This is a genomic window from Sphaerisporangium aureirubrum (assembly GCF_042658925.1).
GTDB lineage: Bacteria > Actinomycetota > Actinomycetes > Streptosporangiales > Streptosporangiaceae > Sphaerisporangium > Sphaerisporangium aureirubrum.
This window is the reverse complement of record NZ_JBHSRF010000006.1, coordinates 166,824-188,283: the sequence shown is the minus strand read 5'-3', so window position 1 is coordinate 188,283 and position 21,460 is coordinate 166,824. Positions and strand designations below refer to the sequence as shown.

25 protein-coding genes are annotated in these 21,460 nt (G+C 70.7%); 10 read left to right on the top strand and 15 right to left on the bottom strand.

The features are described from left to right. Positions 1-23: 23 nt before the first annotated feature. Complete coding sequence (locus ACFP1K_RS06720; protein ID WP_380748036.1) at positions 24-698, bottom strand: response regulator; 675 nt, start codon at positions 696-698, stop codon at positions 24-26. After that, positions 695-1,888 (bottom strand): sensor histidine kinase, encoded by a 1,194-nt coding sequence (locus ACFP1K_RS06715; RefSeq protein ID WP_380748034.1) that lies wholly within the window; start codon positions 1,886-1,888, stop codon positions 695-697. Before ACFP1K_RS06715 ends, ACFP1K_RS06720 begins: the two co-directional genes overlap by 4 nt. Before the next feature lie 133 nt (positions 1,889-2,021). On the opposite strand from ACFP1K_RS06715, the gene ACFP1K_RS06710 reads away from it, so the two are divergent. Both ACFP1K_RS06710 and ACFP1K_RS06705 read left to right on the top strand, forming a co-directional pair. Beyond that, positions 2,022-2,816, top strand: coding sequence for a hypothetical protein (locus tag ACFP1K_RS06710; RefSeq protein ID WP_380748032.1), 795 nt, complete (start codon positions 2,022-2,024; stop codon positions 2,814-2,816). Positions 2,817-2,822: 6 nt separating this feature from the next. Next, positions 2,823-3,560: a tyrosine-protein phosphatase gene (locus tag ACFP1K_RS06705; RefSeq protein ID WP_380748030.1), complete on the top strand. Its 738-nt coding sequence runs from the start codon at positions 2,823-2,825 to the stop codon at positions 3,558-3,560. On the opposite strand, the gene map is transcribed toward ACFP1K_RS06705, so the two are convergent. Then, entirely contained in the window at positions 3,547-4,314 is a 768-nt protein-coding gene (map, locus tag ACFP1K_RS06700) for a type I methionyl aminopeptidase (RefSeq protein WP_380748028.1), read from the bottom strand. The genes ACFP1K_RS06705 and map overlap by 14 nt on opposite strands. Before the next feature lie 51 nt (positions 4,315-4,365). On the opposite strand from map, the gene ACFP1K_RS06695 reads away from it, so the two are divergent. The 3 genes from ACFP1K_RS06695 to ACFP1K_RS06685 all read left to right on the top strand — a co-directional run bounded on the left by ACFP1K_RS06695 (position 4,366) and on the right by ACFP1K_RS06685 (position 6,224). Continuing rightward, complete coding sequence (locus ACFP1K_RS06695; protein WP_380748026.1) at positions 4,366-4,641, top strand: helix-turn-helix domain-containing protein; 276 nt, start codon at positions 4,366-4,368, stop codon at positions 4,639-4,641. 39 nt (positions 4,642-4,680) lie between these two features. Continuing rightward, entirely contained in the window at positions 4,681-5,154 is a 474-nt protein-coding gene (locus tag ACFP1K_RS06690; RefSeq protein ID WP_380748024.1) for a GNAT family N-acetyltransferase, read from the top strand. Between the two features lie 272 nt (positions 5,155-5,426). Continuing rightward, positions 5,427-6,224: a type I restriction enzyme HsdR N-terminal domain-containing protein gene (locus ACFP1K_RS06685; protein ID WP_380748022.1), complete on the top strand. Its 798-nt coding sequence runs from the start codon at positions 5,427-5,429 to the stop codon at positions 6,222-6,224. 69 nt (positions 6,225-6,293) lie between these two features. Here ACFP1K_RS06685 and ACFP1K_RS06680 read toward each other — a convergent pair whose 3' ends face one another. From ACFP1K_RS06680 to ACFP1K_RS06670, 3 genes are read right to left on the bottom strand one after another with little or no spacing between them, the layout of a single operon-like run. Next, positions 6,294-6,482, bottom strand: a complete 189-nt coding sequence (locus tag ACFP1K_RS06680; protein WP_380748020.1) for a helix-turn-helix domain-containing protein — start codon at positions 6,480-6,482, stop codon at positions 6,294-6,296. Between the two features lie 49 nt (positions 6,483-6,531). After that, entirely contained in the window at positions 6,532-6,936 is a 405-nt protein-coding gene (locus ACFP1K_RS06675) for an ATP-binding protein (RefSeq protein ID WP_380748018.1), read from the bottom strand. Further along, positions 6,926-7,153, bottom strand: coding sequence for a hypothetical protein (locus ACFP1K_RS06670; RefSeq protein ID WP_380748016.1), 228 nt, complete (start codon positions 7,151-7,153; stop codon positions 6,926-6,928). Before ACFP1K_RS06670 ends, ACFP1K_RS06675 begins: the two co-directional genes overlap by 11 nt. A gap of 38 nt (positions 7,154-7,191) precedes the next feature. Between ACFP1K_RS06670 and ACFP1K_RS06665 the strand changes: the two genes are divergently transcribed. Next, positions 7,192-7,686, top strand: a complete 495-nt coding sequence (locus ACFP1K_RS06665) for a hypothetical protein (protein WP_380748014.1) — start codon at positions 7,192-7,194, stop codon at positions 7,684-7,686. Between the two features lie 274 nt (positions 7,687-7,960). Then, positions 7,961-9,055 (top strand): hypothetical protein, encoded by a 1,095-nt coding sequence (locus ACFP1K_RS06660; protein WP_380748012.1) that lies wholly within the window; start codon positions 7,961-7,963, stop codon positions 9,053-9,055. An 88-nt stretch (positions 9,056-9,143) separates the two neighbouring features. On the opposite strand, the gene ACFP1K_RS06655 is transcribed toward ACFP1K_RS06660, so the two are convergent. The 7 genes from ACFP1K_RS06655 to ACFP1K_RS06625 all read right to left on the bottom strand — a co-directional run bounded on the left by ACFP1K_RS06655 (position 9,144) and on the right by ACFP1K_RS06625 (position 15,888). Further along, positions 9,144-9,686, bottom strand: coding sequence for a nucleotidyltransferase domain-containing protein (locus tag ACFP1K_RS06655; protein ID WP_380748111.1), 543 nt, complete (start codon positions 9,684-9,686; stop codon positions 9,144-9,146). A 262-nt stretch (positions 9,687-9,948) separates the two neighbouring features. Next, a complete protein-coding gene (locus ACFP1K_RS06650) occupies positions 9,949-10,827 on the bottom strand; it encodes a glycosyltransferase family 2 protein (protein WP_380748010.1) in 879 nt (292 codons plus the stop codon). Between the two features lie 202 nt (positions 10,828-11,029). Next, a complete protein-coding gene (locus ACFP1K_RS06645; protein ID WP_380748008.1) occupies positions 11,030-11,797 on the bottom strand; it encodes a CDP-alcohol phosphatidyltransferase family protein in 768 nt (255 codons plus the stop codon). Further along, positions 11,775-12,815 carry an iron-containing alcohol dehydrogenase family protein gene (locus tag ACFP1K_RS06640; RefSeq protein ID WP_380748109.1) on the bottom strand — a complete coding sequence of 347 codons (1,041 nt, stop codon included), beginning with the start codon at positions 12,813-12,815 and terminating at the stop codon, positions 11,775-11,777. The genes ACFP1K_RS06645 and ACFP1K_RS06640 overlap by 23 nt, the downstream gene beginning before the upstream one ends. Before the next feature lie 79 nt (positions 12,816-12,894). Continuing rightward, the gene (locus ACFP1K_RS06635) at positions 12,895-13,629 is read right to left on the bottom strand and encodes a phosphocholine cytidylyltransferase family protein (protein ID WP_380748006.1); all 735 of its coding nucleotides are present in this window, start codon (positions 13,627-13,629) and stop codon (positions 12,895-12,897) included. Between the two features lie 129 nt (positions 13,630-13,758). Then, entirely contained in the window at positions 13,759-14,382 is a 624-nt protein-coding gene (locus ACFP1K_RS06630; protein WP_380748004.1) for a DUF5941 domain-containing protein, read from the bottom strand. 3 nt (positions 14,383-14,385) lie between these two features. Further along, positions 14,386-15,888: a CDP-alcohol phosphatidyltransferase family protein gene (locus ACFP1K_RS06625; RefSeq protein ID WP_380748002.1), complete on the bottom strand. Its 1,503-nt coding sequence runs from the start codon at positions 15,886-15,888 to the stop codon at positions 14,386-14,388. 127 nt (positions 15,889-16,015) lie between these two features. Between ACFP1K_RS06625 and ACFP1K_RS06620 the strand changes: the two genes are divergently transcribed. Then, positions 16,016-16,723: an IspD/TarI family cytidylyltransferase gene (locus ACFP1K_RS06620; protein WP_380748000.1), complete on the top strand. Its 708-nt coding sequence runs from the start codon at positions 16,016-16,018 to the stop codon at positions 16,721-16,723. On the opposite strand, the gene ACFP1K_RS06615 is transcribed toward ACFP1K_RS06620, so the two are convergent. Continuing rightward, complete coding sequence (locus ACFP1K_RS06615) at positions 16,720-17,736, bottom strand: glycosyltransferase family 2 protein (RefSeq protein ID WP_380748107.1); 1,017 nt, start codon at positions 17,734-17,736, stop codon at positions 16,720-16,722. The two genes, ACFP1K_RS06620 and ACFP1K_RS06615, sit on opposite strands and share 4 nt — an antisense overlap. A gap of 98 nt (positions 17,737-17,834) precedes the next feature. Here ACFP1K_RS06615 and ACFP1K_RS06610 point away from each other — a divergent pair, with 98 nt between their 5' ends. Further along, positions 17,835-19,295: an LCP family protein gene (locus ACFP1K_RS06610; RefSeq protein WP_380747999.1), complete on the top strand. Its 1,461-nt coding sequence runs from the start codon at positions 17,835-17,837 to the stop codon at positions 19,293-19,295. A gap of 3 nt (positions 19,296-19,298) precedes the next feature. Here the strand turns inward: ACFP1K_RS06610 and ACFP1K_RS06605 are convergent, their stop codons facing one another. Further along, positions 19,299-20,129 (bottom strand): phosphoribosylaminoimidazolesuccinocarboxamide synthase, encoded by an 831-nt coding sequence (locus ACFP1K_RS06605; RefSeq protein ID WP_380747997.1) that lies wholly within the window; start codon positions 20,127-20,129, stop codon positions 19,299-19,301. Positions 20,130-20,433: 304 nt separating this feature from the next. On the opposite strand from ACFP1K_RS06605, the gene ACFP1K_RS06600 reads away from it, so the two are divergent. After that, positions 20,434-21,330: an SAM-dependent methyltransferase gene (locus ACFP1K_RS06600; RefSeq protein WP_380747995.1), complete on the top strand. Its 897-nt coding sequence runs from the start codon at positions 20,434-20,436 to the stop codon at positions 21,328-21,330. Positions 21,331-21,460: the final 130 nt, after the last annotated feature.

The window sequence follows — 21,460 nt, the reverse complement described above, 5'->3', positions numbered from 1 at the left end:
ACGGTAACATACCCCCCTAGGGTTCACAAACGCGGTTTTACCAGTCCCGCCTCGTAGGCGTGGATGACCAGCTGGGCGCGGTCGCGGGCGTTCAGCTTGCTGAGCAGGCGGCCGACGTGGGTCTTCACGGTGCCGGGGCTGAGGTGCAGATGGTCGGCGAGCTCGGTGTTGGACAGGCCGCGGGCGATGAGGGTGAGGACCTCGCGCTCGCGGTCGGTGAGGGCGTTCACCGGGGACGGCGAAGGGGCCCCCGCGGGCTGCCGCTTGGCGAACTCGGTGATGAGGCGGCGGGTCACGGCGGGGCCGAGGAGGGCGCCGCCCGCGACGATGACGCGGATGGCCGCGAGGAGCTCCACGGCGGTGGTGTCCTTCACCAGGAAGCCGCTGGCGCCCGCGCGCAGGGCCGCGTAGACGTACTCGTCCAGGTCGAAGGTGGTGAGGATCAGCACGCGCACACCGGCCGTGCCGGGGGAGGCGCAGATCCGGCGGGTCGCTTCGATGCCGTCCATCTCCGGCATGCGCACGTCCATCAGGACGATGTCGGGCTGTTCGCTGAGGGCCAGCCGCACGGCGTCCGCCCCCGTCGCGGCCTCGCCGACCGTGGTCATCCCGGGGGTGCCGTCGACCAGGGCGCGGAAGCTGTCGCGCAGCAGGGTGTGGTCGTCGGCGATGACCACACGGATCGGGCCGGGGGTCACGCGGTCGCTCCCGAGGGCTCGTAGGGCAGGTGGGCCGTGAGGTGGAAACCGCCCTCGGGGCGCGGTCCCGCGGACATGATGCCGCCGTACATGGTCACCCGCTCCCGGATGCCGAGGAGGCCGTGGCCCCCCTCGGGGTGCTTCGGCGGCTCGCGGTGCGGGCGGCCGTCGTCCACGACGTCGATGTGGACCACGCGGCCGTCCGCGGTGACGGCCACCTGGCAGCGGGTGGGGGCCGCGTGCTTGACCACGTTGGTGAGGGCCTCCTGGACGATCCGGTACACCGACAGGCCGACGGCCTCGGGGAGCCCGTCGGCGCCGCGCACCTGGAGGTCGACCTCCACCCCGGCGGACCGGGCGGTGTCCGCCAGCCCTGGAAGCCGATCCGGGCCTGGGGGCGGCGTCAGGTCGGGGGCGTCAGAGCGCAGGACCCCGAGCAGGCGGCGGATGTCGGCGAGGGCGGCCCGGCTGGTGTCCTCGATGACCGTGAGGGCGTCGCGCACCTGGTCGGGGCGGGTGTCGGCGAGGTGGTTGGCCACCGTGGCCTTGACGGCGATGAGACTCATGCCGTGCCCGATGATGTCGTGCAGTTCGCGGGCGAGGCGCAGCCGCTCGTCGGCGACCGCCGTCCGGGCCAGGGAGCGGGCCAGGCGCGCGGCGGCCTCGCGGCGCGAGCGGACGACGGCCCCGACCGTCCACAGGGCCGCCATGGCCACCCAGGTCACGCCGATCTCCCCCGGCGCCCAGAGCGGCACCTCGGCGGCCGGTTCCGGCACCACCGCGAGCCTCGTCGCGTAGAAGACCCAGATGGCGGCGGCCGAGGCGAGCAGGCCGACCGCCAGCGCCACGGCCGACCGGCCATAGGGCAGGCACGACGCGACCAGGTACAGGACCAGGGCGGCGGACGCGTACACGGCCCACAGCGCTCCACCGCCGGCCACGCCGAGCAGCGTGCCCACGGTCGCGGACGCCAGCACCACCCCGTACACCGCGACCGGCCACCGCCGCCGCACCCCGGCCGGCAGCCCCGCGAGCCCCGCGACCAGCCACGCCACCCACACCGGCCCGCCGAACCCGGGCCCTGGCGGGTCCAGGATCGCGAACGCCCCGAACAGCGTCAGCGCGACCGCCGCGCAGCCGTCGGCGACCAGCAGCGACCTCGACCTGCGCGGCACCTCGGAGCCCTTCACAAGCCGTACCGTATCCGGGCATTTCACCCCGCCGCGTCCGACCGTGGTCATCATCCCCAGGTCGTACACCCCCACCCCAGGTGTGGAGCGAAGGCAGACGCGCCGGGACCGCCTTCCCCTGGATTGTCGGCACATGACACGAACACCTGACGCGAACCCCGGCACCAGCGACGACGCGAACCCCGGCACAGCCACCGTCCCGGACGCGGGCACCGCCACCGGCACGGGCTTCTGGTTCCCCGGCCGCTGGATCGGCGGCATCGCGATGGTCCTCGGCCCCGCCCTGCTGCTGGCGGGCGTGCTGCTCCGCGTCCGCCACCACTTCTTCTTCCCCGACCAGCTCAAGGCCTACGACGCCGAACCCGTCCTCATGACGGCCGCCTACAGCCTGTTCGCCGCCGGGAACGTGGTCCTGTGCGCGGCCGTCGCCACGTTGGCGAGAATGATCGGTGTGCACAGACCCGCGTGGGCCCTCTGGGGCGGAGCCCTCGTCATCGCCGGCCTGTTCACCCGCACCTTCCACGCGGGCATCGACCACCTCGCGTTCCAGCTGGTCGACGTGCAGGGCGTCCAGGCGGCGACCCAGGCGGTGGCGGACTCCTACACCGTGTGGCACGTCTTCCGCTTCCCCGCCCTCGCCATCTTCACCGGCTGGACCGTCCTCGCCATCGGCGCCTACCGCTCACGCACCCTCGGCCTCGCCCGCGCCGTCGCCCTCGGCCTCATGTCCGCCCTCGCCCTCGGCACCCTCAAAGGCACCGAGGTCCCGCAGTCGCTGATCGCCGTCGGCGGCCTCTGCGTCGCCCTCGTCCCCCTCGGCGTCACGCTGCTGCGCGACGGCCCGAGGCCGGCCCGCCGGGCGCTCCTCTGGTTCGCGTTCACCGTCACCGCGCTCGTCCTGCTCCACTTCTTCGGCCCGGAAGGATGACCCCCGTTGCTCCCTCAGCGGCACATCACGTTCACCCGCCTGCACAACTTCAGGGACGTCGGCGGCTACCCCACCGGCGACGGCGGCACGGTCCGCTGGGGCCGCCTGTACCGCTCCGACGGCCTGTACAAGCTCGAAGGGGAGGACTGGGAACGGTTCCGCGAGCTCGGCGTCCGCACCGTGATCGACCTGCGGTATCCCTTCGAGATCGAGGCGAGGGGCCGGGTGCCCGAGGACGACCGGCTCGCCTACCACAACCTCAGCATCGAGCACCGTCCGTACGACCAGCCCGCTCTCGGCCCGCACATCGACCCCGGCCCGTTCCTCGCCGAGCGGTACGCCGAGGTCGCCGAGGACGGGGTGAAGGAACTGCGGCAGGCCCTTGAGATCATCACCGCCGACGGCAACGCCCCCGTCGTGATCCACTGCGCCTCGGGCAAGGACCGCACCGGCATCCTGACCGCGCTGGTGCTGAGCCTGCTCGGCGTCGCCGAGGACGACATCGTCGCCGACTTCGCGCTCACCGAGCTGGCCACCGCCCGCCTGCTCGCCGACCACCGGGCCGCCGGCGGCGCCACCGCCCCCGTCTGGCCCGGCTACGGCCGCGCGCCCCGCACCACGATGCGCCTGTTCCTGGACGACCTGACCCACCGGCACGGCTCGGTCCGCGCCTACGCCGCGGAACGCCTCGGCGCCGACGAGGCGCTCGTCACCGCCCTGCGGAGACAGCTCACGGCAAGGTGAGCACGCGCGGCCCGTCCTCGGTGATGGCGACCGTGTGCTCGATGTGGGCGGCGCGGCTGCCGTCGGTGGTCTTCAGCGTCCACCCGTCCGGGCTGACGCGGTAGTCGTCGCGTCCCCCCGCCATGAGCATCGGCTCGATGGCGAGGGTCAGGCCGTGCCGGAGGGGATAGCCGCGCCCCGGGCGCCCGTGGTTCGCCACGTGGGGATCCTCGTGCATCTTGCGCCCGATCCCGTGGCCGCCGAAGTTCGAGGGCATGCCGCAGCCGGCCGCCTTGGCGGCGGTGCCGATGGCGTGGGAGATGTCCCCGATCCGGTTGCCGACGGTGGCGGCGGCGATGCCCGCGTCCAGGGCCTCCTGCGTCGCCTTGATCAGCTCCAGGTCGGCGGGCGAGGGGGTGCCGACGGTGAAGCTGATGGCGGCGTCCCCCGTCCACCCGTCGAGCTCCGCCCCGCAGTCGATGCTCACCAGATCGCCGTCCCGCAACCGGTACCCCGTCGGGATCCCGTGCACGACGGCGTCGTTCACCGACGTGCAGATCACCGCGGGAAAGGGCGTCGGCGCGAAGTCCGGCCGGTACCCGAGGAACGGCGACTTCGCCCCCGCCTCGTACAACACGGTCCGCGCCACCTCGTCCAGCTCCGTCAGCGACACCCGCACCCCGGCGGCGCCCCGCACCGCCTGCAGCGCGTTGGCCACGACCCTCCCGGCCTCCCGCATGGCCGCCAGCGCCGCGTCACTCTTGATCTCCACCATTTCCGGCAACCTCCGTGACCCAATACCTATACCGGTATTACTATAACGCCCATGGTGCGAACCCCGCTGACCCCGTCCGAACGCCTCCGCGGCGAGCGCTTCGGCGCCCTCCTCCGCCAGGCCCGCGGCGACCGCAGCATGGTCGACGTCGCCGCCAGCGCCGGCGTCTCCGCCGAAACCCTCCGCAAAATAGAGACAGGCCGCGCCCCCACCCCCGCCTTCTTCACCGTCGCCGCCCTGGCCGCCGCCCTGAACATCTCCCTGGACACCCTGGCCACCACCTGCACGGAGGACACCCCCCACACCGATCAGGCATTATCAGCCTAAAGATCACCGGCCCCCCGCCCCCGAAACGGACCCCCCTCCATGGCCCCCCTGATCCGCCCCTACACCCCCACCGACACCGACTGGGCAAAAACCCTTCTAACCGCGCACTTCGGCTCCCCCAAGGTCGTCTCCCGAGGCACCCTCCACGACGCCACAACCCTCCCCGGCTTCGTGGCCGAAGCAGACAAAACCCCCGTAGGCCTAATCACCTACAACATCACCGACACCCAATGCGAGGTAGTAACCATCACCGGCCCAGGCGTAGGCGCCTACCTCCTGGCCGCCACCGTAGAACACGCCAGAAACCAAGGCTGCCACCGCCTCTGGCTAATAACCACCAACGACAACACCCACGCCCTGACCTTCTACCAACGCCAAGGCTGGGACCTCTCCGCCCTCCACAAAAACGCCGTAACCGAAGCCAGAAAACTAAAACCCGAAATCCCCCGAACTGGCGAAAACAACATCCCCATCCGCCACGAACTAGAGCTGGAATTCCTCCTCCACTCCTGAATGATCCACTTGAACGAGTAGGTGGCCGATCATGGCGTCGCCCGCTGCCCGCGACGACGACATGACTGAAACGGCGTCATTCAGACAGAAGTGGGTGAATCATTTTAAATCCATCTATACCCATGCATAACGGATAGCATTTGCGCGGCAGGCCGTAGATCACCCCGATAAGACGGCAGAACGGTATCCGATCGAGATGCGCAACCAACTGCACAGCGAGAGGTACGGCTTTATTCTTCGTTGTCGCGATACCAGAGATTAGGAGCGGCAGCATGGACGAGCAGGCGGCCGGCACGACGACGACTTCGGATTACACGTCCACCTCGCCGGACCCGATCAAGATCACCGGCTCTGAATCCGCCAACGCGAAGAAGACACCGTTGCCGAGAACGGTTCCGAAGTGGGAGGCGGACTCCCGGGATCGCGTCCGGGCCGCCATCCGCCGCTACTCCAAACCTCTTGCCGACCTCGTCGCGAGGGACGCCAACGAGGGCGACACACGACTCCTCGTGACCGACTTCCTCTGCGACGGACTCGGGTACGACAAGTACCAGGAGTTGACCACCGAATATCAGGTGAAGGGCGAGTTCGCAGACTACGGTGTCCGCGTCGAGAAGCAGCTCGTCGCGTTCATCGAGGTCAAACGCTGCACCCAGAAGCTCGGCATAAGGCATCTGCGGCAAGTGCAGATGTACGCCGTGAACGAGGGCGTCGAGTGGATGATCGTGACCAATGGCCAGGTATGGCAGGTCTATCACATGACCGGCGGCCTTCCGGTCATCGTAGACCTCGCACTGGAAGTGGATCTTCTAGGTGACATCAGCCTGTCGGCCAAAACCGATGCATTGTTCTACTTGAGCAAGGATGCCTTCAAGCGACGGCTGATCGACGAGCTGTGGAAGGCACGCGCCGCCACGTCCCCCAAAGCTCTGGCTCAGGTGGTGATGTCAGAAGTGGTCCTGGAGTCGATCCGCAAAGAAGTCCGGCGCCAGACCAGCCACAACGCGGACACCAAGGACCTGGCACGGATCCTTCGCGAAGAGGTCCTACGCCCTGACGCCCTGCCGTGATCCGCTGACGGCGGATGCCCGGACGAGGCGAGCGAGGCCGCCCGACGGAAACGATGGGTCGAAACGCGGTCAGGCGACTCTCCAAGTGCGATCTCCGAGGGTCGCGATGAGATCGACGGTTCCTCCGAGCGCGGCGACGTAGGCACGCAGGACATCGATGCCGGACACCTCACCGTTCTCAATCTTGGAGATTTGTGCCTGAGTCACACCGAGCGCTTCAGCGAGCTCCACCTGAGTGACTCCAGCGGCCTTCCACATCTCGGCAAGATAGCCCCGCACGTACGCCTCGTGTCACTAGGGGGGGCCGTCACCAGCACCTGGTGAACCACACGGCCTTGCCGTCGGGCTGAGGGTCGATGCCCCAGCCGGTTGACAGGGCGGCGACGATCTGGAGGCCGCGGCCGTTCTCCTGGTCGTCGGCGGGTCGCGGTGGGGGTGCGAAATGTGTGCCACGATCGGCTACTTCTCCGCCCAGGCAACGGCCTGTTAGGCGCAGGCGCAGGGTGATGGGCGCGGCGCCGTAGCGGATCGCGTTCGTGTGAAGCTCGCTGACTATCACCAGTACGTCGCTGACCGGGGCGGACAGGCCCCATGCGGTCAGCGTCTCGCGAACCATGTCACGGCTATCTCTGACGGCTTCGGCGTGGGCTGGGAGATCCCAGCTCGTCTCACGGGCAGCGAGGAAGGAGGGCGTGGAGTGTCTATTCGCCATCGGGTGCTCCCGATGGCGAGGCGATCGGGGCGGCTTCGGCGCCCACCTCGCCCATCTTGTGTCCGGCTGAGATCACATCGTTTGTGTCCACAACTCGGATGGCGTCGCTCAGCCGGCCGGTGACCGGGTTGCGCACCTGCATGGCATGAGGCAGGGTGCGCGTGTCCCGTCCGTGACCGTCGAGCAGAGCGGCCGGGTGGTGAAGATCTGTCGTCACGGCACCGAGTACACGCCTTACGCCACCCGGCAGGGGAGATGACATCCGATGACGTCGCGGCGGCGGCCTTGCCAGATGCGATAACGATCAGTGGAACCCGATCGACCGATCATCGCCCGCTTGTCGAATACCGGGAGATATTCGCCGAGTACGTCGCCCCGTTCGCCGCGCCAGGCACGCGGTTCTACATCGGCGGAGCCAGCGGAGTCGATTCGTTGACGCTCCTCTGGCTCGCGTCCGAGACACGAGCCGAGCTCGTCGTGGTCGTTCCCGGGGTGCTGTCCGATCAACCCGCCGACGCTCGTCGTGCGGTGGCGGTGGTCCGGGGACGTGGTCGCTTGGGTGAGCTGGTGCAGCTCGCGCATCCCGCGCATCCTTCGGCTGAGGCTTACCACCACCGCAACCGATGGATGGTCGATCGCAGTGGATTCGTGATCGGCTTTCCTCGGGCGGGCATCACCGAAGGCGGGACCTGGCATACCCTCCACTACGCCGCTGAGCACCGCAAGCCTCGCCTTATCCTCCCCGTGTAGGTCGTCGCGTGCTGTAATTGCGCCATGACACGGAGGGGCCGACGGGCCACCCCGCGCGCGCTGCGAGTCCTGCGCGAGCGGCGCGGCTGGTCCTGGGCGGATCAGGCACGGGCCATCAAGGACGCTGCCCGGACCCTGTCCGTCGATGCGGTGGCCTGCATGAGCGTGACCAGCTTGGTGCGCACGATCGCGCGCTGGGAGAGCGAGAGCGGCGATTCCCGGCGAGCGCTACCGGCTCCTGCTCGCCTACGCCTACGCCCGCCGTGGTGACGATGTGACAGTCGCGGCAGGGTCGGACTTCGAGCAACTGATGTCGCTGATGGCCGGGTGGGGCACACCGGCCGAGCGGATCGCCGAATTGCGGGCCCAAGTGGTCCGGGTGACCACTCGAGGGCATGCTCTCCTGGCCTACCTCGTTCCCGGCGAAGACCGCGCTCTGGGGGCCGCCCCGGCCGCTCCGGAAACCCTCACCATCGAGGTCGTAGACGAGATCAGAAAACTCGTCGACGCCGTCAATGCTCAAGTGGGCAGCGTGCCCTTCGGCCGGCTCCAGGTGGCCTTGGCTCCGGCCGTCGAGGCGTGCCGCATCCTGCACAAGGGTGGTTCACCCGGGCCTGTCCGCACGTCTCTCGCGGCCGTCGCGGCCAACGCGTTCATGGTGGCCGCTCGGGTGGCGTTCGAGACGCGAGACGACCACACGTCCACCCATCTGTACACCGAGGCGATACGAGTCGCCGAGAGCCTTCCTGCCTGGGAGCGCGTGGCGATACGAACCAGCCAGGCGCTGGTCACTCTGTACTCGACGAATGACGTGGCCGCGGCGCAGCTGGTCGCAGACGAGGCGGTTCGCGTCGCGCGGCGCAGTGACAGCCGGATCATGCGAGCCCGAGCCCATGCCCTCCAGGCCGAGATGGCCGCACGAGCGGGACGGGACAGACACGCCTTCACCGCGCTGCACCAGGCCTGGCACGATGTGGACAGCTCAAGCCCGGACACAGGTGACCCGGCCGCCGGCCGATTCGGCACCGCGCAGTTGGAAGGGTTCGAAGGAACCTGCAACCTATATCTGGGCCGTTCGGCGGAATCCGCACCACAGCTATCCCGGGCGCTGAGCGCGCTGAGCCACCCCCGGCAGGCGATACAGCGTGCGATCGTCACCGCTGACCTTGCCTGGGCTCGACTACAGGAGGGCGCACCGGAAGCGTCCGCTCGGCTGCTGCACGACTGCGTCGACCTTGTGGCCGCGACGCGAGCTCGAGTCCCGGCGATGAGGGGTGCGCACGTGCGCCGTGCTCTGACCCCGTGGCGGCGCGAGACCTTCGTCGCGGACCTCGATGATCATATGCGTGATGTGCTCGCAGGCATCTGAGATGCGAGCGTCACTAACCCTTGCTCAAGTCCTTGGGGGTGGCAGTCGGCTGTGCGCCACAGGAAGTCGTACTAGTAGGTGCCGTACTTCATGGTCGTTGGCTCTCTTCCCCACGTGACACCACTGCGGCTTGTAGTCGAGCGATGTCCTCGATGTCCTTGACTCGTGTCGGGCGGCCAGGGATCCATACCGGCATCATCTGCTTGATCTCGATCTGGGCCGCAGGGCTGATGATCGGGCAGGTCAAGGAGTCGATACGGCCTACGTAGGCGCCGATCATGTTCTCCGGCCAGGGGGCGCCCTTCCATGGGCCGCCGCCGACGACCACGCGGCCGGACGGGTCTCTGGACAGTAGGGCGAAGCTGAGGTCCACGTCCTGTTTGTTGAAATCGAGTTGTTGCTCCCGAGGCGGGCCGGGTACGGGCGCGTAGTCGTGCCGTGTCAATTCCAGGGCCAGGGCGGGGGCGTCGTCGATCCAGGTGAACCAGTCGATGTCTTCGTGTTCCCGGGTGACCTTTCCGAGGAAGAAGTCCATGGCCCATCCGCCGCGCAGCCAGACCTCGATCCGGAGTTCTTTCGCGATCTTGACGGTCTCGGCGATCAGGTCCAGCTGGCGGGCGGCGCTACGCATGTCCACGGGTGCGGAGACTACGTGGTGGTCGGGGCGCCGCACACTTTTTTTCTGTGGCCTCGAACCTTTTGCCGCCATCGGGACTCTTACTAGGGGAGGACGTGATCCCCTCCGGTGGCTCGCCGGAACGCCGGTGGGGTTTCGGGGGTCGAAGGGGGCGGAGCCCCCTGGGAGAGGCTGTCCGAGCCGGAATGCGCGCAGCGCGTGGAGGGGAGGCCCGTGGGTGGCGGGAGGGGACGCCTGCCTGGGGTGCCTGCTGGGGTCAGACGATGGGGGGGCGGCCTAGGCGGAGCATGCGCCAGGCGGTTTTCCAGGCCATGGGGCGGCGTTCGCCTGCGGGTTCGGTGAGGCCCTCCTTGAAGCCGCGGAACCAGGACTTGATGGCCAGGTGGGAGCGTTCGCGGATCACGGTGAGGATCATCCAGTCCAGGAGGTACAGGGCCGCCAGGAGCCAGGGGAGGTTGCGGCGGGCCAGCCAGACACGGTTGCGGGCGTTCAGGCGGTAGAAGTCGGCGTGCCTGGTGGGGGGGACCTGGGGGTGGTACATGACGGCGTCGGCGTCGTATTCGATGCGGTAGCCCTCGCCCAGGAGGCGCCAGGCGAGGTCGGTCTCCTCGTGGGCGTAGAAGAAGCGGCCGGGGAGGCCGCCCACCTGGAGGAAGGCCGAGCGTCTGATGGCGCAGGCGCCGCCGAGGAAGGTGGTCACGGGGGAGGAACGCTGGGGGTCGCCGGCGCGGAGGCGGGGGACGTGGCGTCGCTGGCCCACGCCGCCGTCGGGGTCCATCACGCGGAAGGAGATGACGGCGAGGTCGGGTTCGGCGGCGAAGCGTTCGCGGACGTGGACGGCGACCTTGTCGTCGGCGTACCAGCCGTCGTCGTCGAGGAACAGGACGACGTCGCCGCTGCACTCGCGGACACCGTGGTTGCGGCCTTCGGGGATGCCGACGTTGGTGGGGATGCGTACCGTGCGGACGTTCGCCGCCGGGTGGCCGGAGACGTCGGCGAGCGGCGGGACGTCGGCGCCGTTGCCGACGACCACGACTTCCACGTCGCCGTCGGTCTGGGTGACGGCGGACTCGACGGCCCGGTCGAGCTCGGCTACCCGGTTACCCATGGTGAGGATGACACACGAAATCTTCAACGCGTCATCGCCTCGACGCTGGGAAGGCGCAGGTAACCATGATCACCGAGTCTGGTTGGGCGGCTGGTCCGAACTCTGTCTGCATACTGTGAAATAAGGGTATCGGAACGGTCAGCGAACCCCCACCGAACAATCGGTGTGGATTGCGCGTCGGCTCTTGACAGAGATACGACGTGGGAGGCCCGCCGACGGTTCCGATCAATCACGCAAGCCGCCTCGACGCCAGGATGCTCACCAGGTGGAGGACCGTCTGCACCCCCGCGAACACGGCGCAGGCGACGGTGAGGACCTGGGTGGCGGTCAGGCCGCCCGCCACGGCGTCCCAGACGGCCGCGAGCAGGGCGATGATCGACAGCTCGACGGCCTGGATCACCCGGTGGAAGCGCAGCGCCGCCACGGCCTTCCTGGCCACGCCCAGCCTGCGGGAGGTGAAGTGCTCGGCCGCCGCCTCGGTGGTGGCCGGCAGGCCGGAGCGGGCGCGGGCGACGTCCACCAGGTCGGTCTCCGACTTGATGAGGATGGCGCCGAGCGCCGCCGCCAGGCCGAGCACGGTGTACCAGTCGGGCACGGCGGACGAGGCACGGAAGCCGAGCCCGATCAGCAGCGCCGCCTCGGCGAAGTAGTGGCCGACCCGGTCGAGGTAGACGCCGGTGATCGAGGTGCGGTTCGTCCACCGGGCCAGCTCGCCGTCGGAGCAGTCGAGCAGCAGGTAGACCTGGATCAGCAGGGCGGCCCCGATCGCCGCCCACAGCCCGGGCAGCGCCAGCACGACCCCGGCGAGCAGGCCCGCCACGATCATCAGGCCGGTCACCTGGTTGGGGCTGATCCGGGTGCGGGCCAGCGCCCAGGTGACGTAGATCGACAGCTTGCGCATGTACAGCGCGCCCGCCCAGTGCTCACCGGAGTTGCGCTCCATGGTGGTGTGCGGCTGGGCGACCGCGCGCATCTCAACGAGCGACGGCCCGGACATAATCCTCCACCCGGTCGCGCGCCTCGGCCTCGGACAGGCGCAGGTGCTCCAGAATCGTGTACCGCCCGGGACGGGTGGACGGCGCCAGCATGATCGCCTCGGTGAACTGGCCGACGGTCAGCCCGATGTCGGCCGGGCCGAGCGGGAGCCCGTGCGCGCGCAGGCAGTCGGTCACCAGCGAGAGGCGCCGCTCGTCCTCGCGCAGGTAGAAACAGAAGGCCGCCCCGATCCCGGCGAGCTCGCCGTGGTTCGAGGTGCCGGGGAACAGCTGATCCACGGCATGAAGGATCTCATGGTCGCCGCCGCTGCTGGGACGCGACGAGCCCGCGACCACCATTGACATGCCGGAAAGGATCAGCGACTCGGCCAGCACGGTGAGGAACGCGTCCGACTCGACGGAGTCGCCGCGCCCGAGCACCGCCTCGGCGCTGGTGCGCGCCATGGCCACCGCGAGGCCGTCGATGGGCTCGCCGCGCTCGACGTTGCCGAGCTGCCAGTCCTCGATGGCGGAGAGGTTGCTGATGACGTCGCCGACCCCGGCCCGCACCAGGGAGGCGGGGGCGCCGTGCACGAAGTCCAGGTCGACGAGGATGGCCAGCGGCATCGGCACCCCGAACGACCCCTTGCCGCCCTCGTGCTCCAGCGAGGAGACCGGCGAGCAGATGCCGTCGTGGGACAGGTTGGTGGCCACCGCGACCATGGGGATGCCGGCCAGCGACGCCGCGTACTTGGTGACGTCGATGGTCTTGCCGCCGCCGATGCCGACGACCGCCTCGTACGCCCCCTTGCGCAGGTCGGCGCCGAGGGTGACGGCGGAGTCCACGCTGCCGTCGGGCACGCGGAACACCTCGGCGTCCACCAGCGTGGGCGCGATGAGGTCGGAGATGTGGTCGCCCTGGCCGGAGCCCACCGCGACGGCGACCCGGCCGGAGGTGACCACGCGGCTGTCGGCCAGCAGTGCCCCGAGCTGGGCGACCGCGCCCCGGCGGACCTCGACGGTGAGGGGCGCGGTGAGCATTCTCGCTAGTAGCGGCATGCGGTCTCCCTGGTCGTGAGCGCACCGCCGGCCGGCCACGCGCCGGGGCGGCGCGGGGCGGCTAGTAGTTGCACGCGATCTCCCGCGCCCGGGCCAGGTCGGCGTGGTTGTCCACTTCGACCCAGTCGACCTTGCCGATCGGCGCCACGGCGATGTGCTCGCCGCGGGCGACCATCTCGCCGTAGCCGTCCTCGTAGTAGAGCTGGGGGTCGCGCTCGAACGTGGCCCGCAGCGCGTCGGCGAGCCGCTCGGCCGCGCCGGGCCGGATGAGGGTGGCGCCGATGTACTCGCCGTAGGCCTCGGCGGGGTCCATCAGCTTGGTGATGCGGCGCAGGTGCCCGGCGTCGTCCAGGGTGACCTTCATCTCTTCGTCGGCGAGGGTCTTGACGTCGTCGACCGCGAGCAGGATGTCGCTGGTCACCGGAGCGTCCAGCAGCGTGCGCTCCACCGAGACGGGGTGGACGGTGTCGCCGTTGACGAGCAGCGCCCCCTCGGCGAAGTGGTCGCGCGCGCACCACAGGGAGTAGGCGTTGTTCCACTCCTCGGCCTTGTCGTTGTGCACGAGGTCGAGCCGCACGCCGTGGCGCCGCTCCAGCTCGTCCTTGCGGTCGTGCACCGCTCCCGCCGCGTACCCGACGATGACCACGACGTCGCGAAGGTCCACCGCCGCGAGGTTGCGCAGTGCGATGTCGAGGATCGTGGTCTCTCCGTCGACCGGCACCAGCGCCTTGGGCAGCGTGTCGGTGTACGGCCGCAGGCGTCGTCCGGCCCCGGCGGCCAGCACCATTCCCAGCAACGTGCGCTCCTGTCGTTCTGAGGCATGAGTTTGTAGGGTGAAAGGTTAGTTGGCCGCAGGTGCTGATCGTGTAATCCACGGTTCACCTATGCCGTTATGAGATCGGTTGCATGCAATGTGACGGGTGATCTAGTCCCGGGAGCCGAGGTCGGCCGCCTCGACGCCGGACCGCGGCGCGACCAGCCAGCAGGTCACGCTCTCCCAGCAGAACAGCGCCGAGAGGTACAGCGTGGCCAGCACGAACACCGGGGTGACCACGTCCAGGAGCACGCCCATCGCCACCAGCAGCATGCGGCCCTCCCAGCCGAGGCCCGCGAAGGAGAGCCAGGGCGGCGGGTAGACCCGCTGGCGGCAGCGGTAGACGACATCGTAGTGGTGGAAAAGGATCGCGCCGAGCAGCCCGGCGATCAGCACCTTGGGGACGTCCCAGGCGAAGCCGACGCAGGCCACGAAGCCGTACTCGGTGCACCGCAGGATGGGGGGCACCAGCCAGTCCAGCCGCCCGTCGTGCGGGTGGGAGCTGCCGAGACCGGCCAGCAGCAGCGCCACGGCCGGGGCGAAGACGGCGGGGCCCTCGGCTTCCCCGATGCCGAGGAAGAGCATCACACCGGTCACGAAGGCCCCGGCGAGCGCGGGCGGCAGGGGCGGCAGCTGCCCGGCGAGCAGCAGGCCCATGCCGCGGGACAGCACGCCGTCGTCGCGGTAGGTGATCACCACGCTGCGCGGCACCGGGGTCATGCGGACGTACACCATGGTCTACAGCGACCTCGCGATCCTGCCGGTGAGGGTGTACAGCGTGGCCAGGCCGCCCCAGGCGAGCAGGGCGAGGAAGGTCACGCGGGCGTTGGCCACACCCGCGGTGAGGGCGATCAGCAGCACACGCTCACCGATGGGCAGCACGACGATCTTGCGGAGCCAGTACGACGCCGTGTCGCGGTCCGGCAGCACGGCGAGGCGGCCCTTGGGCTCGGGGGCGGCGGGCCGGGCGAGGGCGCCGTCCGGGCGTTCCAGGCCCAGGTCGGCGGCCTGAGCGCCCGCGTAGGAGAAGTCGATCATGTGGCGGATGGACTGGAGGAGCATGGCCGCCACCGCCAGGGCCCAGATGCCGTCGGGGCCGGCCGGGCCCGCGGCGACGCTCCCCGCGTACCCGACGGCGAGGCCGAAGTAGACGACGTACTCCTTCACCCGGGCGAACGCGGCGTCCAGCCAGGCGCCGACCGGGGAGAAGGCGCGGGTGTAGCGGGCGAGGCGGCCGTCCACGCAGTCGAGGACGAACGACAGGTACAGCAGGACGGCTCCGGCGAGCAGCTCGCGGCGGCGCCCGGCGGAGAACGCGACGGCGGCCAGGCCCGCGAGGCCGACCGACAGGCCGGTGACGGTGTTGGGCGTCATGCCGAGGCGCGCTGCGAGGCGCACCAGCGGGCCGGTCCAGGTGCTGACGAGGTACGTCGCGGTGAAGCCGTCGCCGGAGCGGACGGTGGCGGCCAGCCGGGCGCGCTCCTCGTCCACCTCCGCGAGGCGCGCGACGGCGGCGGCGGTCTCCGGCCCGCCGGCCATGCGGCCGACGTGCAGCAGCCCGAGGGGGGCGGCGCGCACCGGCACCCGCAGGCGCACCAGGCCCGCGAGCAGGAGGTCGGCCACCTCGGCGTCCGTGGCGTGGCCGAGCACCCCGGCCTGGGCGAGGTCGGCCAGCTCGTCGGCGACCTCGGCGAACGTCGCGAGGTCGGCCACCCCGACGTGCAGGACGCCGCGGAAGGTGCCGTTGGCGGCGCTCACCACGTGGAAGGAGTTGCCCGCGGCGACGACGCGGCCGTGCTCCACCCGCACCGGGGGCCCGTCCCCCGGCGGGGACACCAGCGCGGCGGTGCCCCGGGACGGGTCGGCGAGCAGCAGGGCCAGGGCCGCGGTGTGGGCCACCAGGTCGCCGGGCAGCACCGCCACCGGCCCGGTGCAGGCGCGGGCGACGGCGGCGACGGCCCGCAGGTCGGCCGGGAGGCCGCCGCTGACGGTGACCCGGCTCGCGGGCGGGCGCGGCCCGGCTACCCTGGTCACGACATGCAGCTCGCGGACGGCCAGCGTGACGAGCTGCCCGGCCAGCCGGTCGGCCGCGGCGCCGCCAGGGGCGGTGTCCAGCAGCACGGCGACCAGCGTGGCGGACGGCCCGCCGCGCTCCGGGCGCGGGCGGGCAGGCGCGGGGCCGGCGCCGGGTGAGGGTCTGGGAGCGGAGCCGGATGAGGGTGCGGGCGCGGGCTCGGGCAAGCGGGGCCTCCTTCCGCGGCCTCGGAACGTCCACCTCGCAACGTAACCGAGCCGTCACGGGCCCTGCAATCCCATCGGCGCGTCACACGGCGTGACCGGGGGCGGGGCACGATTCAGGGAGGACGTCATGCGTACCGTCGGGGTGATCCTCGCCGGGGGTGTCGGGCAGCGGGCCGGGCTCGGCATGCCCAAGCAGCTGGCGCTGATCGCGGGGCGCACCATCATCGAGCACACCGTGGCCGCGTTCGAGGCCGCGCCCGAGATCGACGAGATCGTGGTGCTGATGGCGGCCGGGCACACCGCCGAGGCGTCACGCCTGGTGGCCGGGTTCTCCAAGGTGTCGCGGGTCATCGAGGGCGGCGCCAGCCGCACCGAGTCCACGTGGCGGGCGCTCCAGGCCCTCGGCCCCGGCGAGTGTCACGTGCTGCTGCACGACGCGGTGCGGCCGTTCGTGGAGCCGCGGGTCATCACCGAGTGCGTCGAGGCGCTGGAGTCGTTCTCCGCGGTGATGGTGGCGGTCCCGACGTCCGACACGATCGTGGTGGCCGACGGCGACTTCGTGCGCGACATCCCGGACCGCGCGCCGCTGCGGCGGGTGCAGACGCCGCAGTGCTTCCTGCTGTCGGTGATCCGCGATGCGTACGAGCGGGCGTTCGCCGACCCCGGCTTCGCCTCCCGGCCCGCCACCGACGACTGCGGCGTGGTGCTGCGCTACCTGCCGGACGTGCCGATCCGGATCGTGGCGGGCAGCGAGCACAACATCAAGGTCACCCACCCGGTGGACGTGCACATCGCCGAGAAGCTGTTCCAGGTGGCGCCCCGCGGCGAGACCTAGGACGGCGGCTTGCCGAGGCGCGGCGGGCTGGTGAGGAACCCCCAGCCCCAGGACAGGTGCATGGTGGCGTACACCAGCGGCAGCCTGAGCAGGGCGGACGGCGGCAGGCCGCGGCCGGTGAGCACGGAACCGGCCAGGATGGCGGCGAGGTAGGCCGCGGGGACCAGCAGGCCGGCCGGGAAGAACGGCGAGACGACCAGGCCGAGCAGGATGGCCGCGACGGCCGCCGGGGGCGCCAGGTAACGCAGGTTGATGGTGCCCTCGTGGGTGCGGGCCACCACGCGCCGCCAGCGGCCGTAGTGGAAGTACTGCTTGGCCAGGGCGCGGACGCTCGGCCGGGGGCGGTACGACACGCGCATGCGCGGCTGGAACCAGACGAGGCCGCCGGTCGTGCGGATGCGGTGGTTCATCTCCCAGTCCTGGGCGCGCTGGAAGTGCTCGTCGTAGCCGCCCACCCGCTCCAGCGCCTCGCGGCGGAACACGCCGAGGTACACGGTGTCGGCGGGACCGGGCTCGCCGCCGGTGTGGAAGCGGGCGTTGCCGACGCCGATGCGGGACGTCATGGCGCAGGCCACGGCGCGCTCGAACGGCGTGACCCCCTCGGCGGCCATGACGCCGCCCACGTTGTCGGCGCCGGTCTGCTCCAGCGTCTCCACGGCCACCTGGAGGTAGTCCGGGGGGAGCATGGCGTGGCCGTCCACCCGGGCGATGATGCCGTTGCGGGACGCGCCGATGGCGGCGTTGAGGGCGTTCGGGGTGCGGCCGGTGGGGTTGGCCACCACGGTCACGCGGGGGTCCTCGGCGGCGAGGGTGTCGGCGACCTCCTGCGTGCGGTCCCGCGAGGGACCCACGGCGAGGACGACCTCGATCGGCCCGTCGTAACGCTGCGCGAGCACTTGGTACACGGCCTCGCGCAGATGGCGCTCCTCGTTGAGCACCGGCATGACGACGGATACGGGCGGCCAGACTCGGGTGGCCTGTCCCGGGCGGGGCGAGTCGGGGAACTCCTTCATGGCGGCGCTCACGCTACTGTACGAGCGGGTGGGGACGGCAACCCACGGCGGTAGGGACGTCCGCATCGGAGAGCGTTGGCGGCCTTTGAGGGGGCTCGATGAGTGACGACGACTCCGCCGTCCGGGTGGGCGGGGACGCCTACGGGGGCGTCAGGTTGTCGGCCCGCCGCTCCCGGCGGGCGCGGTCGGGGGCTCGCGCCGTGCTGGTCGGCGCCGCCCTGTCCAGCCTGGTGCTGGCGGGCTCGGGCGTGTCGTGGTTCCTGTCGTCGTACGCCGCCGGGCAGATCAAGTCGGTGGACGCCGGCACCGCGGGGTCCGACGCGCGCGGCGCGATGAACATCCTGCTCGTCGGGGTGGACAAGCGGGACAACCTCACCCGGCGCCAGCAGAACCTCCTCCACCTCGGCCGCGAGGTGGGCCAGCGCAGCGACACCATCATGGTGATCCACCTGTCGGAGGACCACTCCAAGGTCACCGTGGTGAGCCTGCCGCGCGACAGTTGGGTCGACATCCCGGGCAAGGGCCTCCACAAGATCAACTCGGCGTACTCCCTGGGCGGCGCGCCGCTGGCCGTGCGCACGGTGCGCAACGCCACCGGGATGACCATCCACCACTACGTCGAGGTCAACGTCCTCGGGTTCATCAACGTCGTGGACGCCATCGGCGGCGTCGAGATCTGCACCCCGGTCGCGATCAACGACGACAAGACCAAGTTCAGCCTCCAGCCCGGCACCTACGAGCTGGACGGCATCAAGGCCCTGTTCTACGCCCGCACCCGGGCCACCGCCCGCTCCGACCTCGACCGCATCGACCGCCAGCAGCAGGTGATCTCGGCGCTGCTGCAGCGGGCCCTCAGCGGCGGCACGCTCGCCAACCCCGCCAAGCTCACCGGCCTGGTCGGGTCGGCGCTGAAGACCCTGACGGTGGACAAGGCCCTGGCCAAAGACCTGCTCGGCCTCGCCGACCAGCTCAAGGACGTGTCCACCGACGACGTGACCTTCGCGACGGTGCCGCTGGCGGACGTCGACTACCGCACGCCCACGGGTGAGTCCGCGGTGCTGTGGGACAAGACCGCGGCCCGGGACCTGTTCCGGCGCATCGACGCCGACGAGCCCCTGGTGAAGCCGGCGGCCACGGCCAAGGCCTCCACCACGCCCAAGCCCGCGCCGTCCCCCTCGCTCAGCGTGCCGCCGTCGCGCATCGCGGTCCGGGTGGTGAACGGCACCGCCGTCACCGGCCTCGGCGCCCGCGCCAAGGCCGACCTGATCGAGGCCGGGTTCCAGGTGCCCGAGCCGCCGGGAGACACCAGCCGCCGCACGTACGAGAAGACCGTGGTGCGCTACCCCGCCGGGCGGGAGGACTCGGCCCGCACGGTGGCCGCCGCGATCCCGGGCAGCGAGCTGCGCCAGGCCGAGGTCACCGGGGTCGAGGTCATCGTCGGCCGGTCCTACGACGGCGCCAAGAAGGTCACCGTGAAGGAGGCCTCACCCGGCGCGTCCCCGTCGCCGTCCGGCCCGCCGGTGGCCAAGACGGCGACGCAGAACATCTGCAAGAAGTAGCGGCTACCAGCTCTCGCCGGTGATGCGCTCGTACGCCTCGATGTAGCGGGCACGGGTGGCCGCCACGATCTCCTCGGGGATCTCGGGGGCGGGCTCCTTCTTGTCCCAGCCGCTGCCGGTGGCCCAGTCGCGGACGAACTGCTTGTCGAAGGCGTGCTGCGGGCGGCCGGGCTCCCACTGGTCGGCGGGCCAGAAGCGGGAGGAGTCGGAGGTCAGCACCTCGTCGGCCAGCACGAGGGCGCCGCCGGGGTCGCGGCCGAACTCGAGCTTGGTGTCGGCGATGATGACGCCGCGGGGCGCCGCCAGCTCGGCGCCGCGCCGGTAGACCTCCAAGGTGACGCGGCGCAGCTCATCGGCGATCTCGCCGCCCTGGTCCGCCGTCACGTCGGCGAAGGTGATGGACTGGTCGTGCGCCCCGAGCGGCGCCTTCGTGGTCGGCGTGAAGATCGGCTCGGGCAGCCGGGAGCCGTCCACCAGCCCCGGCGGCAGGCTCACGCCGGACACCGAGCCGCTCGCCTGGTACTCCCGCAGGCCGCCCCCGGTGAGGTAGCCGCGGGCGATGCACTCCACGGGCACCATGTCGAGCCTGCGGCACCGCACCGCGCGGCCGGCGAACTCGGCGGGGACGTCGGTGGCGGAGATCACGTGGTTGGGCACGATGTCCGCGAGCCGCTCGAACCACCACAGCGACAGGCGGGTGAGGACGCTTCCCTTGTCCGGGATGGGGGTGGGCAGCACCACGTCGTAGACCGAGATGCGGTCCGAGGCGACCAGGACGATGTCCCCACGGTCCTCGTAGACGTCGCGGACCTTCCCCGAGTGCAGCAGCTTCACCGTACCCCCAGCTCAACGACCACCCGGGCGCCCCCGGCCGGACCCAAGGCTACCGCCGCGCCACCCGGACGCCGGTACGTGGCCCGTGGGCTCACATCCGGCGGCCGTTCCACGAGGCCGGCGGAACGAGGTTCGAGGGCGGGTCGACCCGCGCTCACCCAGGGCGCGTGGCGCATCCGGCGCTGCCCGTCCACCCCGGGCCGGGGCCGGATGTGTCGTCACCCCTTAGTTATCTTCCGCAGCGCAATTTCCGGAAGTGGGCCCCCTACCCCGGCGCTATGCTTCCGCCCTGATCGACACCGAAGTGGGCACGATCAAGGACTGGGTGCTGGATATGCGCGAGCGCGAGAAACCGGCGAAGGAAATCCCGCCGGGCGTCGACACCTCCGTGCCGAACATCGCGCGGGTGTACGACTACATGCTGGGCGGCACGTTCAATTTCCCCGCCGACCGCCATATGGCCGAGCTCACGCTCCAGATCGCCCCGGACGCGCCCGTCCTGGCGCAGGAGCACCGCGCCTTCCTGCGGCGCACGGTGCGTTTCCTGGCCGCGGAGGGGGTCCGCCAGTTCCTCGACATCGGGTCCGGTCTGCCCACGCAGGGCAACACCCACGAGATCGCGGAGACCGCCGCCCCCGGCGCGCGGACGGTGTACGTGGACATCGACCCGATCGTCATCCTGCACACCCGGCAGCTCCTGGCCGCGAGCGCCACCGCGACCATCGTGCAGGCCGACATCCGCGAGCCCGACGGCATCGTCCAGCACCGGCACGTGCGCGAGCGCATCGACTTCTCCGAGCCCGTCGGCCTGCTGCTCTGCGCCATCCTGCATCACCTGCACGACCACGAGGCCCCCGGGGAGATCGCCCGGCACCTGATCGCCGCGCTGCCGCCGGGCAGCCACGTCGTCATCTCCCACTTCCACAACCCCGGGAGCTCCCGTCCCGACGTGGCCCTCCAGGCCGAGGAGGCGGAGAGGCTTTTCAACGAGAGGCTGGGCACCGGCCGGTGGCGCGGCCGCGAGGAGATATCCGGCTATTTCTCCGGCACCGACCTCGTGGACCCCGGCCTGGTGTGCGTCCCGGACTGGCGCCCCGACCCCGGCGAGTACCAGTTCCGCGGCACCCGGTACTACGGCGACTACGCGTACACGAGCCTGACCTACCAGTCGTGGCTCGGCGGCGTCGGCCGCAAGAACTGACCAGCACCCGACATATACCGACAATTCATGCTTAATACGGCTTATAATCTGGAACGATCCAATTAGTCGTCATTTCTCCCTCGTCAAGCCATTCACCCGTCAAAACCGGTCAGCGGCAAATCTATGCGGT

Excerpts from the sequence above, each read along its gene's own strand:
- ACFP1K_RS06710 (WP_380748032.1), top strand. The coding sequence starts at position 2,022 with ATGACACGAACACCTGACGCGAACCCCGGCACCAGCGACGACGCGAAC.
- ACFP1K_RS06610 (WP_380747999.1), top strand. The coding sequence starts at position 17,835 with ATGAGTGACGACGACTCCGCCGTCCGGGTGGGCGGGGACGCCTACGGG.
- map (WP_380748028.1), bottom strand. The coding sequence starts at position 4,314 with ATGGTGGAGATCAAGAGTGACGCGGCGCTGGCGGCCATGCGGGAGGCC.
- ACFP1K_RS06630 (WP_380748004.1), bottom strand. The coding sequence starts at position 14,382 with ATGGTGTACGTCCGCATGACCCCGGTGCCGCGCAGCGTGGTGATCACC.
- ACFP1K_RS06675 (WP_380748018.1), bottom strand. The coding sequence starts at position 6,936 with ATGGCGAATAGACACTCCACGCCCTCCTTCCTCGCTGCCCGTGAGACG.
- ACFP1K_RS06690 (WP_380748024.1), top strand. The coding sequence starts at position 4,681 with ATGGCCCCCCTGATCCGCCCCTACACCCCCACCGACACCGACTGGGCA.
- ACFP1K_RS06615 (WP_380748107.1), bottom strand. The coding sequence starts at position 17,736 with ATGAAGGAGTTCCCCGACTCGCCCCGCCCGGGACAGGCCACCCGAGTC.
- ACFP1K_RS06645 (WP_380748008.1), bottom strand. The coding sequence starts at position 11,797 with ATGTCCGGGCCGTCGCTCGTTGAGATGCGCGCGGTCGCCCAGCCGCAC.
- ACFP1K_RS06620 (WP_380748000.1), top strand. The coding sequence starts at position 16,016 with ATGCGTACCGTCGGGGTGATCCTCGCCGGGGGTGTCGGGCAGCGGGCC.
- ACFP1K_RS06665 (WP_380748014.1), top strand. The coding sequence starts at position 7,192 with ATGACATCCGATGACGTCGCGGCGGCGGCCTTGCCAGATGCGATAACG.
- ACFP1K_RS06685 (WP_380748022.1), top strand. The coding sequence starts at position 5,427 with ATGGACGAGCAGGCGGCCGGCACGACGACGACTTCGGATTACACGTCC.
- ACFP1K_RS06695 (WP_380748026.1), top strand. The coding sequence starts at position 4,366 with ATGGTGCGAACCCCGCTGACCCCGTCCGAACGCCTCCGCGGCGAGCGC.
- ACFP1K_RS06680 (WP_380748020.1), bottom strand. The coding sequence starts at position 6,482 with ATGTGGAAGGCCGCTGGAGTCACTCAGGTGGAGCTCGCTGAAGCGCTC.
- ACFP1K_RS06655 (WP_380748111.1), bottom strand. The coding sequence starts at position 9,686 with ATGCGTAGCGCCGCCCGCCAGCTGGACCTGATCGCCGAGACCGTCAAG.
- ACFP1K_RS06640 (WP_380748109.1), bottom strand. The coding sequence starts at position 12,815 with ATGCTCACCGCGCCCCTCACCGTCGAGGTCCGCCGGGGCGCGGTCGCC.